Below are 14,068 nucleotides of genomic sequence, written 5' to 3'. Positions count from 1 at the left end.
GCCATCGGGATAAAAAAACCGCCCTCCATGGGCGGTTTTTTTATCTGGCACCTTGCTGTGTCTGTCACAGGCAATAGGGGCTGGCTAGTGCTCGCCGATATAGACATCCTTGTACTGTTCGCGGATCTCGAGGAACTTGTCCAGATTGGCCATCATCAGCTCGACCAGGCTGGGATCGAAATGCTCCCCTTTCTCCTCTTCTATCAGGGCCAGCACCTTGTCCAGTGGCCACGCCTTCTTGTAGCAGCGATCCGAGCCGAGAGCATCGAACACGTCGGCGAGCGCCACGATGCGCCCCTCCAGCGGAATATTCTCCCCTGTCAGACCGCGGGGGTAGCCGCTGCCATTCCATTTTTCATGGTGGTTGCCGGCGATGGTGGCCCCAATCTGGAACAGCGCCAGATCGCTGCCGGAGAGCATGTCCTGACCGAGCTGGGCGTGGGTTTTCATGATCTCCCACTCTTCCGGGGTCAACTTGCCCGGTTTGTGCAGGATGGAGTCCGGGATCCCCACTTTGCCGATGTCATGCAGGGGCGATGCGCGCTTGATAAGCTCGCTCTGCTCCTCGCTCATACCAAGCAGCAGGCAGAACAACTCGGTATAGAGCGCGACCCGTTTGACATGCAGTCCCGACTCCTTTGAGCGGGTCTCGACCAGTTCACCGATGCGATAGATGATCTCCCGCTGGTTGTCGGCGATCACCTCGTTGAGCCGGATGTTCTCCAACGCCACTATGATGTTTTCGGTGAACAGGGTCAGCAGACCCGTGTCCATCTGGCTGAGCTGGCGAAAGGTCTCGATATGAAACAGCAGATGGTGGCGCGGATTCTGGCAGTAAAGCACCATCTGCTCCGGGGCGTAGACGTTGGCTCGGCTGGCCATGGCCTGGCGCAATATCTCGGGGGCGTCACTCAATCGCAGCGGGGGCAAGCCGGGCAGCAGGGGTTCGAGTATCTGATCCCGCACTTCATAGGCCGACTGCTTGAGATCATAGATCTGGGTTTCTCCCAGATGAAGCAGGGCCGTCAGCTGGGCCTGTGCCCCTTCGACAAACTGGCGCAGGGCCCGCTTTTCAAAGATCCCCTTGGAGGCCTCGATGACCTTTTCCAGCCCCTGGCGATTGCTCTCCAGAGTGCGGATATCCCGATAGGAACGCAGGCTGGCACGCAGCAGGGTACGCAGCTTCTGGGAGGTAAGCTCGGTTTTGTCCTTGTAGTCGTTGATGTCGTAGTTGGTGACCACGTCATCTTCCGGGGCCTGGCCAGGTTGCCCGGTACGCAGCACGATGCGCACCATCTTGTTTTGCAGCTCGTCGCGAACAAACTTCACCACATCCAGGCCGGCATGATCGAACTCCATCACCACATCCAGCAGCAGCAGGGCGACATCAGGTGTTGTGGCGAGCAGCTCTTTGGCCTCGGCAGCGGAGTAGGCATGCAGAAACTCGATGGGACGATTGTCAAACTCGAATTTGTTCAGGGTGATCTTGGTGATGCGATGAACTTCGGGCTCATCATCCACGATCATCACCTTCCAGCCAGCCTGTTGGCTATCGGGAAGGACGATATCGTCATCATCAATAATCAGGATCTGGTCATCCATCATACAATCCTGTTTGGCATCTTGTGCTTACATTAACTGCTTCACTAAGGATAGGAAACTTATTGAGAAATAAAATTTGATCGCGAAAAACTGTGGTCGGGCGCCGTGGCATGGCGGCCTGCCCAGGCTCTCTCAAAACCGAAGTGCAGCCATGAACAGGGGCCGGCTAGCAGGGGGAAATCCTCCCTTCGTCATGGCGCCGCGAGCCTGGTTCCAGTGACTATGATGGCACACTCCTGATACAAACCGATGAAACGGGAATAAATCGCATTTGATACTGATTCTTGTTTGCGTGTAGCATGGGTAATCTACTGCAAGAGGAATTCATCTGTGTCCCCAACTCTGCCTCCCAACCGTCCCCGTCTGTTGAGTGTCAAAGCCGTTACCCAAATTACCCCCAATCTGCGCCGGATCTGTTTTACCGGCAGTGAACTGGCCGACTATCCCTACACCTGCGGCGGTGCCCACATCAAGGTGATGCTGGCACAGCCCAACCAGGCAGAGCCCGTGCTACCGACCATGACGCCAAACGGTCCGCGCTGGCCGCAGTTGGCAGACAAGCCCATCATCCGCACCTACACATTGCGAGCCTTTCGCCGTGAGTCCCTGGAGCTCGATATTGACTTCGTGCTGCACGGTGATGGCGGGCCTGCCAGCGCCTTTGCCGGTCAGGCCAAACCGGGGGACAAGGCGATCCTCTCTGCGCCCGGTGGCCCCAATCCCATGCTGCCAGCGGCAACTCACTACTGTCTGGTGGGGGATCTGACTGCCTTGCCCGCCATCATGGCGATGTGCGAAGTGATGCCTGCCGATGCCAGAGGGGAGATCGCCATTCTGGTACCCGATCAGGCCGACGCCCTGTCGCTTTCCCTGCCCACCGGGGTGCGTTGCCACTGGTTTGTCGGCGAACCTGAAGCAAGCGGCCTGCTGGAGCATGTCATGGGCTTGCCCCTTGAACGGGAAGGAGGCTTCTTCTGGCTGGCAGGGGAAGAGGCGCTGGTGTTGCCGCTGCGTCGCCATGTACGCGGAACCCTGGAGGTCGATCGCCAGGCCATTTATGCGGTGCCTTACTGGCGCAGAGGCAAGAGCGAGGAGGCTTACCATCAAGCGCGTCATGAAGTGATGGATAATTAAGCAGACGCGAAAGAATACCCGATTCATTTCTTGCAAATAAAAATGATTTGCATTTAGTATTGCGCCGTTCCGAAATCGGTCGGTACGGCGCCTTCATATAGAGAAGGAACCGCCCTGGATGGCCAGGCTGTTTCCTGCCCGAGCCGACTGATATCAGGGCGAAGAAGCATGGGCCTGTGCTCGTGCCATAAGCAGCCCAATCACTCAGCGCCGGGTCTGGCAAGGTCAGACAGGGATGTCGGTGGTGTTGGCCTTTTCCTGTTCTATGTGGAGTGTTGATGATGCGTACATCATCCCGACTATTTGCAGTTCATCCTCTGGTGTTGTCCCTTTTTGCCTTGCCGGCCGTGGCACAAGCACAAACCGGCGCGGCCGATCCCGCCCATGAAACCCTGGTGGTCACCGCGACCAAGACTCGCCACAGTGAACTGACGGCGCCCGCCAGCGTCTCGGTCGTGACCCGTGCCGAGCTCGACAAGCTCAACGTCAATGACCTGACCGGGGCCCTGAAACAGCTGCCCGGGGTCAACATCAATCCGGCCACCAGCTATGGCCGCAGCGAGATCAAACTGCGCGGGCTGGAGGGGGACTACACCCTGCTGCTGGTCAATGGGCGGCGCATCAGCTCCCGCGATGCCCTGACTTCCGGTTACGGCAACGACTTCGATCTCTCCGCCATCCCCATGGCCGCCATCGAGCGCATCGAGGTGATCCGCGGTCCCATCTCCTCCCTCTACGGGGCCGATGCCCTGGGGGGCGTGGTCAACGTCATCCTGCGCCAGCCCAAGGAGCAGACCGAGGCGGCCGCGACCTACACCTTCAGCGATCCGACCGATGGTCACGGCGGGGACGTCAACAAGGCGAGCGCCTATGTGGGCGGCGCGCTCATCGACAACAAGCTGCTGGCCAACTTCGTGGTGGAAGGCAACCACAGGGATGCCTGGCAGAGCGAGCAGAGCATCAACCCCAAGGCCGATGCCATTGAGCAACGCGAGAAGCTCGGCATGCTCTCCAACGTCAAGTGGCTCATTGACGAGCAGCAGGATCTGGATGTCGGCATGAACTACGCCAAGGACGATCGGGAGGCGCACTGGAACAACTACGGCCAGACGCCGCGCAATATCCAGCAGATGGAGCGCCTGGGGCTCAACACGACCCACGTCGGGCGCTGGGATCTGTTCGACAGCCGGGTTGGCTACGCCTTCGAGCAGGTCGACCTGTTCGATGACTCCGAGCTGATGAGGGGTCTGACCAAACAGAGCGGCGATGTGACCCAGACCAACCACACCTTCGACGGCCAGCTGAGCGGCAACCTTGGCAGCCACCTGTTGACCGGCGGCGCCGAATACCGCATCACCGAGCTCAAGCACAATGTCAGCCTCAAGGGGAGTGATGTCAGCGTCGATCAGAGCGCCCTCTATCTGCAGGACGAGTTTGGCTTCGGCGATCTGGCCCTGACCCTCAGCGGCCGGGTCGATCACCACGAGACTTACGGCACCGAGTTCAGCCCGCGCGGTTATGCCCTCTACAGCCTGACCGACAACTGGGTGGTCAAGGGGGGGATCGGCAAGGCGTTCAAGGCACCGACCATCGCCCAGTCCAACGCGGATTACGGGGTCGCTGCCTGTCGCGGTCGCTGCGTCGTGGTGGGCAACCCGGACCTGAAACCCGAGACCGCCGTCAGCTACGAGCTGGGCACCACCTATGACGCCACCGTGTGGGGGGCCGGGGTGACCGCCTTCCACAACGACATCAAGGACAAGATCCAGAGCGAGGGGTGGACCTCCACCTGGCGCCCCTCCGTGATGACCTATCGCAACGTCAGCAAGGCCCGCATCAAGGGATTGGAGCTGAGCGGCTGGTTCGATATCACCGATACGCTGAGCCTCTCCGGCAACTTCACCCTGATCGACGGGGAAGACAAGACCACCGGCAAGGATCTCTACAAGACGCCGGAGCACACCGCCAACGCCACCCTGGAGTGGCAAGTGATCGACACCCTGAGCACCCGGCTTGGCTGGAACTACACCGGCAGCCAGATCCTGCCCGTGCCACGTCTGAGCGGCACCACCTATGAAAACACGGCGGGCTTCCACACCCTGGATGCCGGCGCCGTATGGAGTGCCACCCGGGCGCTGGATGTGAAGTTCGGCCTCAACAACCTGACCAACACCAAGCGTGACTGGGTCGCCACCGAAGCGGATCAGATCCTCGAGGGGCGCACCGTCTACGCCGGCGTGGCTTACAAGCTGTGATGAGTTCGGGGAGCCCGCGGGCTCCCCTTGTTCCCTGATTCAACCATGCATATCAACCAAAGGAGCCAAGGGTGCTTAGACACCAGACGTATCTGCTCTGGCTGGGATTGTTCCTCCTGTTCATGCTGCTTTGCCTCTCCCTGGCCACTGGTGCCGGGGTGTATGGCGCCCGTGAAGTGATGGGTTATCTGGCGGGGGATCCCCGCTTTGCCGGCGACGAGAAGCTGGCCATGGTGCTCGATACCCTGCGCCTGCCCCGCACTCTGTGTGCCATGGTGGTGGGCGTTTCTCTCTCGCTTGCCGCCTCCTTGCTGCAAAGCGCCACTCGCAACCCGCTGGCCGAACCCGGTCTGCTCGGGGTCAATGCCGGCGCCGTCTTCGCCCTGGTGATCGGGCTCACCTGGTTCGGGGTCGAGTCCGCCTACGGTTATCTGCTCTGGGCCGGGCTCGGTGCCCTGCTTGGCAACCTCATCGTGTTGGGGCTCGGCATGATGATAGGCCGCTCCAATCCCCTCAAGCTCATCCTGGTAGGGGTGGCGCTGTCTGCCACCTTCGGTGGCCTCTCCAGTTTCTTGCTGCTCTCCAACAAGATGGTGCTGGAGCAGTACCGCTTCTGGAATCTGGGCTCCCTCGCGGGGGCCGATATGGACGCCATCATCGCCGTGCTGCCGTTCGTGCTGCTCGCTTTCGCCCTCACCCTGCTGCTCTGCCGCCAGCTGACCCTGATGCAGATGGGGGACAGTCAGGCCCAGGCGCTGGGCATTCGGCCGACCCGGGTGCGGATCGGCGTGCTGCTGGCCGCCACCCTGCTGACCGCCAGCGCCATCGCCATCGCCGGCCCCATCGGTTTCGTCGGTTTCCTCGCGGCCTACTGTGGCCGCCTGGTGGAGCCGGTGAGGCTGTCGGTGCAGGTCTGTTTCTCCGCCCTGTTCGGCATGTTGTTCCTGCTGGTGGCCGACATTCTGGCGCGCTGGTTGATCCAGCCGTTCGAGCTGCCCAACGGGGTCATCCTGGCATTGATCGGCGCCCCCGTGCTGATCGCCATCGTGCGTCGTGGGGGCTTTCGTACCCTGCTGACCGTCAAGTGAGGCGCTGATGCTTACACCGACCGATATGCTCTGCCTGCGGGCGAGCGAACGTTCCATCCTGCTGCATCTGCCGAGCTGGCGCTGGCTGACGCTGCTGGCCCTTGCCCTGGCTGCCTTGATGCTGCTGGCCTTGAGTGTCGGCAGCGGCAAGCTGGGTTTTGCTGGCGTGCTCAACACCTTGCTGGGGGAGGGCTCGCGCCTCGATGGGATAACCCTGTTCAAGATCCGGCTGCCCCGCATTCTGGGGGTGATAGTGGCGGGGGCGGCCATGGGGCTTTCGGGCTGTCTGGTACAGACCCTGATCCGCAACCGGCTGGCAACTCCCGACATGGTGGGGGTCAATAATGGCGCCTCCCTTGGCATCATCATCTTCTCCCTCTACCTGACCCTGGGCAGCTGGCCCTGGTGGGCTGCGCCGCTTGGCGCCATCTTCGCGGCGCTGGTGCTCTATGCCCTCTGCCGCAAACCCGGTGAACAGGGTTACCTGTTCGTGGTGATCGGCATTGGTCTGTCCGAGATGCTCGAGGCCCTCGGCCAGTTCGTGATGTCCACCAAGGCGCTGCTGCACTTGAGCTCCCTCTACCTGTGGAACATGGGCAGTTTCATCGCTGTGAGTTACAACACCATCACCCCCATCGTCATCTTGTTGCTGCTGCTCTGCCCCTGGATTATCTACCTCTCCCGCTCCCTGGCGGTGCTGCGTTTTGGCCCCGAGATGGCGCGCTCCCTCGGGGTCAATGGCGACAAAGTACAGTTGGGGATCCTGGCTCAAGCCATTCTGGTAGCGGCCCTTGGCACCGCCATCGGCGGTCCCGTGGTCTTTATCGCCATGGCGGCGCCCATCCTCGCCTCCTGGCTGGTGAAGGACAGAGTCGTGCCGCTCTGGCTGGCGGCGCTGAGTGGCGCCCTGCTGCTGCTCGCCAGCGACACCCTGGTTCGAGTGCTGGCCAGTCCCCACGAGGTGGCGACCGGCATCATGACCCGCATTCTCGGCGGCCTCTTGCTGCTGTTTCTCCTTGTTCACGATCGCCAGAGGGCCGACTGATGACGCTCACCGTAAACCGACTCCATTTCGCCTATCAGCAGACCACCATCTTGCGCGATATCTCCTTCAGCGTGCCCAAGGGCAAGCTGGTGGGGATCGTCGGCCCCAACGGCTGCGGCAAATCGACCCTGCTCAAGCTGCTTTGTGGGCAGATGGCCCCACAGAGCGGGGAGATACTGCTCAAGGGCAAGCCCCTGACCAGTTACCCCATGAAGGGGCTGGCGCGTGAGCTTGCCTATCTGCCCCAGCGGCCGACCCTGCCCGCCGGCATCCTGGTGGAACAGCTGGTGCAGTACGGCCGCCACCCCCATCAGGGCTGGTTCAATCAGTGGAGCGAGGAAGATGCGCTCATGGTGCGATCGGCCTGCGAGCGGATGCAGCTGGAGGGGATCTGGCACCAGAGCGCCTCGTCGCTTTCCGGCGGTCAGGCGCAGCGGGCCTGGCTGGCGATGATCCTGGCCCAGGACAGCGACATGGTGCTGCTCGACGAGCCTACCAGCGCCCTCGATATCGGCCACCAGACCGAGGTGATGGAGGCGATTCACCGCATCACCGCCGAGGGCAAGACGGTGCTGCTGGTGATCCACGATTTGGCGATGGCGGCCCGTTATTGCGACGAGCTGATCGCCATCGGCGACGGGGAGATCGCCGCCATGGGCCCGGCCCGCGAAGTGGTGACCAAGCCCCTTATCGATCGCCTCTACCAGACCAGCGTCGATATCCTCCACGCCCCCGGCGATGGTGCCCCCATCATAGTGCCGCGTCGTCACTATGCTGATGATGCCGTGCGCCGGGCGAGTTGAAGCCATGACCCTGAATACCCTTTATACCAACGCAGTACCTCAAGAGAAGGAGTGAGATGATGAAGCGTTTTGCCTCCCTGGCCGCCACTATCCTGATACTGGCCGCGCCCCTGGTTCAGGCGCAGGAGATGCGTCAGGTGACCGATGCGTTTGGCCAGAGCGTCCAGGTACCGGCCAATCCCCAGCGGGTGGTGACCTTGAGCGAGATCGATCTCGACAGCGCCCTCACTCTGGGGGTGACCCCGGTTGGTGCCGTCAATGGTCGCGGTCAGCCGACCCTGCCGCGCTATCTGCTGGACAAGGTGGGAGAGGGGATCCCCGTGGTCGGGGATCTTGGCAGCCCCAACCTGGAGACCCTGATCACCCTGGAGCCGGATCTGATCCTGACCGGCCCCACCACCCCGGAGCAGCTGGCGCTGCTGCGGGAGATTGCCCCGACCGTGGTGACCGGCCAGTGGACCGACGGTTGGCAGCCGTTGCTGCGCCGTGTCGCCAGCGCCCTCAACCGTGAACAGGAGGGGGAGGCATTCCTGCAACAATACGAGGCGCGCCTGCAGCAGGCACGCACCACCCTGGCCGGGCATCAGGGGGAGAGCATCAGCATAGTGCGCTGGAATCCCAAGGGGCCGAGCTTCATGTATCCGGGCACCTTCGCCAGCAGCGTGGTGGAGTCGATGGGGCTGGTGCGCCCGGCCCAGCAGCAGGGCAAGGGGGCACCCCACTCCCCGGCCCTGAGTCTGGAGTCTCTCAATCTGCTGGATGCAGACTGGCTGGTGATCGGCACCCTGAGTGCCAGCGGCGATGCGGTGGAAGCGATGCGCCAGGCCGAGCAGACCCCGGCCTACCAGCAGCTGCCGGTGATCAGGGAGAAGCGTTTTGGCGCCGTGGATGGCTCGCTCTGGACCTCGTCCGGCGGCCCCCAGGCGGCGCTCAAGGTAATCGCGGACGTGGAGACCCTGCTGCAAAAGCGTGGCTGACGAATCCATCTCGAGCCGATGAAACGAAAGAGGGAGGCTTGCGCCTCCCTCTGTTTATGGCCGTTGTTGACGGTTTATTGCGGCTGGATCTTGGTCAGCAGCAGCTTGCCATCGCGCATCTCGGCATGGAAGCTGACAGCGTCACCCACCTTCATCCCCTTGAGCTGGGCCGGCTCGAGCAGGGTGAACACCATAGTCATGGCGGGCATCTTGAGGTTCTCGATATCCTCGTGCTTGATCCCCACCTTGCCATTTGCCTCGTCGATGCGGGTGATGACCCCCTTGGTCATCACCATCTCCTTCATGCCCTCCATCTGCTGCATGTCACCCATCTGGCTCATGTCGTGCCCTTCGTGGTTCATCATCTCTTCGGCTTGTGCGCCGGTGTGGGTGGCAAGGCCAAGCAGCAGGGTCAGTGTCAATGTCTTGTAGTTCATGATGTTTCCTTGTTTGTCAGTGTTGTCTGATTGATCAGGGCGCAGCCTGAGTATCTGTCTGTGCAGGAGCGTGTTCCAGTCGTTTCAGGGTGCGGACGCGCCACAGGTAGTAGGCCGCTGGCAGTACCAGCAGGGTCAGTACCAGCGCCGTTACCATGCCGCCAACCATGGGGGCGGCGATGCGCTGCATCACCTCGGAGCCGGTACCCTGGCTCCACATGATGGGCAGAAGGCCCGCGATGATGGTCACCACCGTCATCATCTTGGGACGCAGACGCAGGGCGGCGCCGTGAATGACCGCCTGGTGCAGGCCGGCCTTGTCCGGTTTGCCACTGGCCACCAGATCGTCCCAGGCGTGGTTGAGGTAGACCAGCATCAGGACCCCCGTCTCCACTGCCACCCCGGCCAGGGCGATAAAGCCGACCCCCACCGCTACCGAGAGATTGAAGTCGAGCAGCCAGACGGTCCAGATCCCCCCGACCACCGCCAGTGGCAGGGTAGTGAGGATGAGCAGCACCTCCTGGAAGCGGCGAAATGCCAGGTAGAGCAGTAGTACGATAATGGCGACGGTGAGCGGCACCACGTAGGCGAGGCGTGCCTTGGCCCGCTCCATGTATTCGTACTGACCGGACCAGCTGAGGGCGTAGCCGGCCGGCAGCACCAGCTGCTTGCCAACCTCGGCCTTGGCTTCGTCGACGAAGGAGCCGATGTCGCGGCCACGGATATCCACATAGACCCAGCCGTTGAGGCGCGCGTTTTCACTGCGCAGCATGGGCGCCTCGTCACTGATGTAGACCCGGGCCACGTCCGCCAGGGCGATCCGCTCACCCTTGGGGGTGACCAGGGGCAGCAGCTCCATGCTCGCCACCGAGTCGCGATAGCTCTGGGGATAGCGCAGGTTGATGGGGTAGCGCTCGCGCCCCTCAATGGTCTGGCCCACGTCCATGCCGCCCACCGCGGTGGCCAGCACCGCCTGCACGTCGGCGATGTTGAGGCCGTAGCGGGCCGCCTTGAGCCGATCGATATCCACCTTCACATAGCGTCCGCCCGCCACCCGCTCGGCGTATACGGAAGAGGCCCCCTCTACCTTGCCGATGATCTGCTCAAGCTCTTGGCCTATCTGCTGGACCACCTTGAGGTCGGGGCCGGCGATCTTGATCCCCACCGGGGTCTTGATGCCGGTGGCCAGCATGTCGATGCGGGTCTTGATGGGGGGCACCCAGGCGTTGGTGAGACCGGGGAAGCGGATGAGAGAGTCGAGCTCCTCTTTGAGCTTCTCAGGTGTCATGCCGGGGCGCCACTGGTCGCGGGGCTTGAGCTGGATGCTGGTTTCCATCATCACCAGATCGGCGGGATCGGTGGCGCTCTCGGCGCGCCCCGCCTTGCCGAATACATTCTGTACCTCGGGCACGGTGCGGATGAGCTTGTCGGTTTGCTGCAGGATCTCTCGCGCCTTGCCCACCGAGATGTTGGCCGCAGTGGTGGGCATGTACATGATGTCCCCCTCATCCAGCGGCGGTATGAACTCGGAGCCCAGATACTTGAGCGGCCAGAAGCCGATCACGGTGACCGCCAGCGCCACCGCCAGGGTGGTCTTGGGGCGAGCCAGCACGGCGTTGAGCAGCGGGATATAGGCCTGGCTCAGCCAGCGGTTGAGGGGGTTGGCTTGCTCGGGCAGCACCTTGCCGCGGATGAAATAGCCCATGATCACCGGCACCAGCGTGATGGCGAGCGCGGCGGCGGCGGCCATGGCGTAGGTCTTGGTGAAGGCCAGCGGATGGAACATGCGCCCCTCCTGCGCCTCCAGGGCAAACACCGGCAGGAAGCTCATGGTGATGATGAGCAGGGAGAAGAATATCGCCGGGCCCACCTCGATGCTCGCCTCGGTGATGATGCGCCAGCGGTTCTTGTCGGTAAGCTCCTCCCGCTCCATGTGTTTGTGGACGTTCTCTATCATCACGATGGCGCCATCCACCATGGCGCCGATGGCGATGGCGATGCCCCCCAGCGACATGATGTTGGCGTTGATCCCCTGCAGATGCATCACGATAAAGGCGGTCAAAATCGCGATAGGGAGGGTGATGACCACCACAAGCGACGAGCGCAGGTGGAACAGGAATGCCAGACACACCAGCACCACCACGGCGAACTCTTCTACCAGCTTGCCGGAGAGGTTGTCGATGGCGCGCTGGATAAGGTCGGAGCGATCGTAGACGGTGACGATCTCCACCCCTTCCGGCAGACTGGATTTGAGCTCGGCCAGGCGCGCCTTGACCCCGTCTATGGTGTGCTGGGCATTCTCGCCATAGCGCATGACGATGATGCCACCCACCACTTCCCCTTCGCCGTTGAGCTCGGCGATGCCGCGCCGCATCTGGGGACCGGTGACTACGTCCGCCACGTCACCCAGCAGCAGCGGGGCACCGCGCACATTGGTGCCAAGCGGGATCTGTTTCAGATCCTCGATGCTCTTCAAATAGCCATTCGAGCGCACCATATACTCCGCTTCCGCCATCTCGATGACGGAGGCGCCGGTCTCCTGGTTGCCTTGCTCGATGGCGGTCTGGATGAGCGACAGCGGGATGCCGTAGGCACGCAGTTTGTCCGGGTCGACCCGCACCTGGTACTGGCGCACCATGCCGCCGACGGTGGCGACTTCGGAGACGCCGTTGACCGTCTGCAGCTCGTATTTGAGGAACCAGTTCTGCAGCGACGTGAGTTCGCTCAAGTCGTGCTTGCCGGTCTTGTCCACCAGGGCGTACTGGTAAACCCAGCCCACCCCGGTGGCGTCCGGCCCGAGCTGGGGCTGGGCTCCGGCAGGCAGATTGGGGGCAACCTGACTCAGGTACTCCAGCACCCGGGCACGCGCCCAGTAGAGGTCTGTGCTGTCATCAAACAGCACATAGACGAAGGAGTCGCCGAAGAAGGAGTAGCCGCGCACCGTGGTGGCGCCCGGCACCGCCAGCATGGCGGTGGTGAGCGGGTAGGTGACCTGATCTTCCACCACCTGGGGTGCCTGGCCCGGGTAGGAGGTCTTGATGATCACCTGCACGTCGGAGAGATCCGGCAGGGCGTCCACCGGGGTTTGCTTGACCGACCAGAGGCCCCAGGCGGTGAGCATGACAGTCAGCAACAACACCAAAAAGCGGTTGCCGACGGACCAGCGAATAATGGCGGGGATCATGATTTATCCCCCATCTGGTGCTGGCTGTGATCCATACCTTCCATGCTTGTCATCTCGCCCTTGGCCTCTTTCATTGCGTCGCCCGCGGCCGGTTTATCTTCCACATGGATCTGGATGATGCGGTACTCGTCCCCCTCCTGCTCTACCTGCAGATGCAGGGTCTGGTCCGGTTTCAGCTGGCTGATGTCTACACCGTCGGCCACGGTGAAGTCCATCTCCATGGCGGGCCACTGCCACTCGGGGATAGGCTGGTGAGAGATGCCGAGGGTACGCCCGGCGAGATCGATGTTCTGCACCTGGCCCTGGGTCCACACCTGCATGGGACGCACCGCCGTCATGCGCTGGAAGTCCGAATCGATGGCCGATTCGGAGTCGAGCAGGAACTGGGCCGAGCTGACGATGCTGTCACCGGCTTCGACCCCCTCATCGATGGCGACCTTGTCACCAAACTGGGGGCCCAGGGTGACGGCCACCGACTTGAAGTTGCCATCCCCCAGCGCCAACACCAGCCGATCCTGGTTGCCGGTGCGGATCACCGCTTCGCTCGGCACCACTAGGCGGGGTTCCCCCTTGCCGGTGCTGATGCTCACCTTGGCGAACATATTGGGTTTCAAAAACTCGTCCGGATTGTCAAAGCGCAGGCGTACCCGCAGGGTGCGGGTGCTGGCATCGAGCGTCGGGTAGAGGTAGTCCACCCGACCCTGCCAGCTGCGGCCCGGGGCATAGTCCAGGGTCATGGTAACCGGATCGCCGACTTTGATCTGGGCAGCCTGGCGCTCGAACACCTCGGCGCTCACCCACACCTGCTTGAGGGTGCTGATGTTGAACAGGGGCGCGGCGGGTTCCACATACTGGCCTTCACGCACCTTGAGCTCGGAGACATAGCCGCTGCTGGGGGCGTAGATGCGCACCGTCTCCTGCACCTTGCGGGTGCGCTTGAGCGCCGCTATCTGATCCGCCGGTACCTGCAGGGACTTGAGCTTGCCCTCGGCGGCGCGCAGCAGCAGGGGATTGGTGGTGTTAAGCGCCAGCAGGTATTCGTGCTGGGCGTTTACCAGATCCGGGGCGTAGAGATCGTAGATAAAGCTGCCCTTGGTGACCTGCTGCCCCTCGTTCTTGATGGCGAGGTTGCGGATCCAGCCCGCCATCCTGGAGTTGATGGCTTCCAGCCGCTCCTCGTCATAGCCCACATAGCCGACCGTCTCGATCTGCTGGTGGATGGGGAGTTTCTCCACCTTGGCCAGCCGTACCCCCAGGTTCTGCTGGATCTCGGGGCTGATGGTGACGGTGCCGGGGGAGCCGCCCTGCTTCTCTTCATAGACGGGGATGAAGTCCATCCCCATGTTGTCCTTGGCGGGGGCATCGCGCTTGTCGCGGGGATCCATGGGGTTGACCCAGTAGAGCGGTGTCTTCTCCTTGGCAACCGCGGTGACTGTCTGTTTGGCCGCCCAGTAACCGCCGCCAGCCCCGAGGGCGAGCAGCAGGGCGGAGACGAGCAATTTCTGGCTCATAGGAAACCTCCCAGGTGCAGGGAAAGGGGGGC

Annotated in this window: 10 protein-coding genes; 6 read left to right on the top strand and 4 right to left on the bottom strand. The window is 62.3% G+C overall.

Translation table 11 applies throughout. From position 1 onward, the window contains the following. Positions 1–84 precede the first annotated feature (84 nt). A complete protein-coding gene (locus tag LA321_RS19520; RefSeq protein WP_042028494.1) occupies positions 85–1,602 on the bottom strand; it encodes an HD domain-containing phosphohydrolase in 1,518 nt (505 codons plus the stop codon). A gap of 330 nt (positions 1,603–1,932) precedes the next feature. On the opposite strand from LA321_RS19520, the gene LA321_RS19515 reads away from it, so the two are divergent. The 6 genes from LA321_RS19515 to LA321_RS19490 all read left to right on the top strand — a co-directional run bounded on the left by LA321_RS19515 (position 1,933) and on the right by LA321_RS19490 (position 8,904). Then, positions 1,933–2,736: a siderophore-interacting protein gene (locus tag LA321_RS19515; protein WP_042069966.1), complete on the top strand. Its 804-nt coding sequence runs from the start codon at positions 1,933–1,935 to the stop codon at positions 2,734–2,736. 281 nt (positions 2,737–3,017) lie between these two features. Continuing rightward, positions 3,018–4,991, top strand: a complete 1,974-nt coding sequence (locus tag LA321_RS19510) for a TonB-dependent receptor domain-containing protein (RefSeq protein WP_042070063.1) — start codon at positions 3,018–3,020, stop codon at positions 4,989–4,991. Positions 4,992–5,062: 71 nt separating this feature from the next. After that, positions 5,063–6,079: a FecCD family ABC transporter permease gene (locus tag LA321_RS19505; protein WP_042069965.1), complete on the top strand. Its 1,017-nt coding sequence runs from the start codon at positions 5,063–5,065 to the stop codon at positions 6,077–6,079. Between the two features lie 7 nt (positions 6,080–6,086). After that, on the top strand, positions 6,087–7,124 hold the full coding sequence (locus LA321_RS19500; protein ID WP_026457394.1) for a FecCD family ABC transporter permease: 1,038 nt from the start codon (positions 6,087–6,089) through the stop codon (positions 7,122–7,124). Further along, the gene (locus tag LA321_RS19495; protein ID WP_042069963.1) at positions 7,124–7,927 is read left to right on the top strand and encodes an ABC transporter ATP-binding protein; all 804 of its coding nucleotides are present in this window, start codon (positions 7,124–7,126) and stop codon (positions 7,925–7,927) included. The genes LA321_RS19500 and LA321_RS19495 overlap by 1 nt, the downstream gene beginning before the upstream one ends. 59 nt (positions 7,928–7,986) lie before the next feature. Continuing rightward, positions 7,987–8,904, top strand: coding sequence for an ABC transporter substrate-binding protein (locus tag LA321_RS19490; protein WP_042069962.1), 918 nt, complete (start codon positions 7,987–7,989; stop codon positions 8,902–8,904). A 74-nt stretch (positions 8,905–8,978) separates the two neighbouring features. On the opposite strand, the gene LA321_RS19485 is transcribed toward LA321_RS19490, so the two are convergent. From LA321_RS19485 to LA321_RS19475, 3 genes are read right to left on the bottom strand one after another with little or no spacing between them, the layout of a single operon-like run. Next, a complete protein-coding gene (locus LA321_RS19485; protein WP_042069961.1) occupies positions 8,979–9,341 on the bottom strand; it encodes a copper-binding protein in 363 nt (120 codons plus the stop codon). Positions 9,342–9,375: 34 nt separating this feature from the next. Beyond that, positions 9,376–12,525, bottom strand: a complete 3,150-nt coding sequence (locus LA321_RS19480) for an efflux RND transporter permease subunit (RefSeq protein ID WP_042069960.1) — start codon at positions 12,523–12,525, stop codon at positions 9,376–9,378. Beyond that, the gene (locus tag LA321_RS19475; protein ID WP_042069959.1) at positions 12,522–14,036 is read right to left on the bottom strand and encodes an efflux RND transporter periplasmic adaptor subunit; all 1,515 of its coding nucleotides are present in this window, start codon (positions 14,034–14,036) and stop codon (positions 12,522–12,524) included. Before LA321_RS19475 ends, LA321_RS19480 begins: the two co-directional genes overlap by 4 nt. Positions 14,037–14,068: the final 32 nt, after the last annotated feature.

The organism is Aeromonas enteropelogenes, from assembly GCF_020097295.1.
Lineage (GTDB): Bacteria > Pseudomonadota > Gammaproteobacteria > Enterobacterales > Aeromonadaceae > Aeromonas > Aeromonas enteropelogenes.
Note: the sequence above shows the minus strand (reverse complement) of the source record. Positions and strands in the feature narration are given on the sequence as shown.